We start from the raw sequence: 3211 nt of genomic DNA on the forward strand, positions 1-3211 counted from the left end.
AGCTCATCGACTTCGAGACGACGCTGCCCAGCGCCGTCGAGGAGCTCATCCGGCGTCAGCAGGCACGCCAGGGCGGCTGAGCCGGCACGCCAGGACGGCTGAGCCGGCGCGCCAGGACGGCCGAGCCGGCACGCCAGGGCGACTGAGCCGGCGCGCCAGGACGGCTGAGCCAGCCGGCCTGCACCGGCCCGCCCCGCTCAGTGCCGCACGTCGGGCACGAAGTCCAGCCCCGCCCCCGGGATCGCGGCGAGCAGCTCCTGGGTGTAGCGCTGTTGCGGGTTGTCGAACACCTCGTCGGTGGTCGCCTGCTCCACGATCCGGCCCTTCTCCATCACGGCCACCGTGTCGGCGATCTGCCGCACGACGGCGAGGTCGTGGGTGATGAACAGGTAGGTCAGCCCGAGCTCGCTCTGCAGGTCGTTGAGCAGGGTGAGCACCTGCGCCTGGACCAGCACGTCCAGCGCGGAGACCGCCTCGTCGCAGATGACGAGCGAGGGCTCCAGCGCCAGGGCGCGCGCGATGGCCACCCGCTGCCGCTGCCCGCCGGACAGCTCACCCGGGTAGCGCCGCATGGTCGAGCGCGGCAGCGCGACGAGGTCGAGCATCTCGGCCACCCGGGCCGCCCGCGCCTTGCGGTCCCCCATCCCGTGGATGCGCAGCGGCTCCTCGATGGTCCGGAAGATCGAGTACATCGGGTCGAGCGAGCCGTAGGGGTTCTGGAAGATCGGCTGGACCCGGCGCCGGAACGCGAAGAGCTGCTCACGGGAGAGCCCGCTGACGTCCGTCCCCTCGAACACCACCCGCCCCTCGGTGGGCTCGAGGAGGTTGAGGAGGATGTTCGCGACGGTCGACTTGCCCGACCCCGACTCCCCCACCAGCGCCATCGTCGAGCCGCGCGGGATGGCGAAGGAGACGTCGTCCACCGCGGTGAAGACCTCACCCCGCCCCGGCAGGCCGCCGCGCAGGGTGAACTCCATGGTGAGGTGCTCCGCCTCGACGATGTGGGCGGCCCGCTCGACGTCCTCGGCGTGGGCCAGGAGGTCCTCGGCCTGCTCGCCGTGCTCCTTGGCGCTCTGGATCCGGCGGGAGGCCAGCGAGGGCGCCGACGCGACGAGCCGCTGGGTGTAGGGGTGGCGCGGGTTGGTGAGGATCTCCCGCGCCGGGCCGGACTCGACGACCAGGCCGCGGCGCATGACGACGAGGTGCTCGGCCCGCTCGGCGGCCAGCCCGAGGTCGTGGGTGATGAGCAGCACCGCGACGTTGCGCTCCCGGGTCAGCCCGTCGAGATGGTCGAGGATGCGGCGCTGGACGGTGGCATGCCGAGCACGATAAGCAGACCGGGCACCGGTTGGGAAGCACCGGCCGGGTCTCGATGTGGTCACTTCTCCCGTGCGGAGGGCGTGCGCGGGCGCGCCGTGACCGGCGGGGTCAGGCGGGCTGGGCGGCCAGCAGCTGCTCGCGCACCACCCGGCGCAGCACCTTCCCGAGCTGCGAGCGGGGCAGCTCGTCGAGCACGGTGACGGCGCGTGGGAGGGCGTAGGCCGAGAGCCGGTCCTGCGCCCACCGGCGCACCGCGGCAAGGTCGACGTCGGCCCCCGGCTCGAGCACGAGCGCGGCGACGACACGCTCGCCGCGCGGCCCGTCGGGCACCCCGACGACGGCGACGTCCCGAACCCCGGGCATCGGCCGCACGGCGTCCTCGACCTGGGAGGGGTAGACGTTGAACCCGCCGGAGATGATGAGCTCCTTGCGGCGGTCGGCGAGGGTGACGAAGCCGTCGCGGTCGCGGCGCACGAGGTCGCCGGTGCGCAGCCAGCCCCCCTCGAGCATGACGTCGGCGGTGGCCGCCGCGTCCGCCCAGTAGCCCGCGAAGACCTGCGGGCCGCGGACGAGCAGCTCGCCCACCTCACCGTCGGGGACGTCCACGGTGGGCTCCTCGGGGTCGACGACGCGCACCTCGGTGCCGGGGAACGGCAGGCCGAGGGCCCCGGGCCGGCGGTCCGGGCCGAGCGGGTTGCCCAGGGCCACCGGCGAGGTCTCGGTCATGCCGTAGCCCTCGATGATGAGCCCGCCGGTGAGCCGCTCCCAGGTGGCGGCGACGACGCCGTCGAGCGCCATCGCACCGGAGATGGCGTAGCGCACCGAGCCCAGGTCCTGGCCGCGCTCCTTCGCGGCGGCCGCGAGGCGGGCGAACATCGGGGGCACCCCGCCGAAGAAGGTGACCGGCCGGCGGCGCATCGCGGCGAGCACCATGTCGGTGTCGAACCGCGGCAGCACCACCTGGGTGGCGCCGAGGTGGACGGCGGTGGTGAGGGAGAGGGTGAGCCCGAAGGCGTGGAAGAAGGGCAGCACCGCGGAGAAGACCTCCGCGCCGTGCCGCAGCCCGGCGACCCAGGAGGCGTTCTGGGCGACGTTGGCGACGAGGTTACGGTGGGTGAGGACCACGGCCTTGGGCGTGCCGGTGGTGCCGCCGGTGTGGAGGAGTACGGCCGGGTCGTGCTGCTTGGGCCCGGGGTGGGCGGCACGCAGCGGGGGGATGCGGCGTAGCTCGCGCTCCCAGCCGATGACGCCGGGCGGGACGGGGCCGCGCATGGCCGCCCGCTGGGCGCGGGCCGCGCGGAGCGGGAGACGCAGGAGCAGCCGGGAGCGCAGCGGCAGGCCGGCGGTGAGGTCGACGGACAGCACCGTGCGGCCGCCGAGGTCGCCGTCCGGGCAGACCCGGTCGAGCGACCGCTCCCAGCAGATGACGACGCGCGCGCCGTGCGCGTCGAGCTGGGCGCGCAGCTCGGCCGGGGAGGCGAGCGGGTTGTGCTCCGCCACGACCGCACCGAGGCGCAGCACCGCGTAGAACGCGACGACGTGCTGGGGGCAGTTGGGCAGGACCAGGGCCACCCGGTCACCGGCGCGCACCCCGGCGGCGGAGAGCAGGGCCGCGGCGCGGTCGACCTCGTCGGCGAGCTCGCGGTAGGTGGTCGGGGCGCCGAGGAAGTCGAGGGCGACGTTGTCCGGGACGGTGGCGACGGCGCCGGAGAGGAGGTCGGGGACGGTCAGCTCGGGGACCGTGAAGGGACGTGGTTCGGGCATGGGCCCCACTTCTGTAGCCGGCGCCACGTGCTGGCGCCGACCCCCAGCGTAACTTACGGTGCCGTAGGTTCGCGTGGTGGCGCTGCTCACCCGCCCACCGCGCGGGACGCGTGCTCGCGGCGGTCGG

The 3211-nt window shown here is 74.6% G+C and carries 1 protein-coding gene and 1 pseudogene; both read right to left on the reverse strand.

Features of this window, described 5'->3' with window-relative positions; all coding sequences use genetic code 11:
- Positions 1–197: 197 nt before the first annotated feature.
- Positions 198–1313 (reverse strand): annotated as a pseudogene (locus Q0195_RS10545) (ABC transporter ATP-binding protein); the annotation flags it as partial.
- Between the two features lie 115 nt (positions 1314–1428).
- On the reverse strand, positions 1429–3084 hold the full coding sequence (locus tag Q0195_RS10550) for an AMP-binding protein (RefSeq protein ID WP_299278103.1): 1656 nt from the start codon (positions 3082–3084) through the stop codon (positions 1429–1431).
- Positions 3085–3211 lie beyond the last annotated feature (127 nt).

Origin of the sequence: uncultured Georgenia sp. (genome assembly GCF_937958535.1) — a bacterium.
Classification (GTDB): domain Bacteria; phylum Actinomycetota; class Actinomycetes; order Actinomycetales; family Actinomycetaceae; genus Oceanitalea.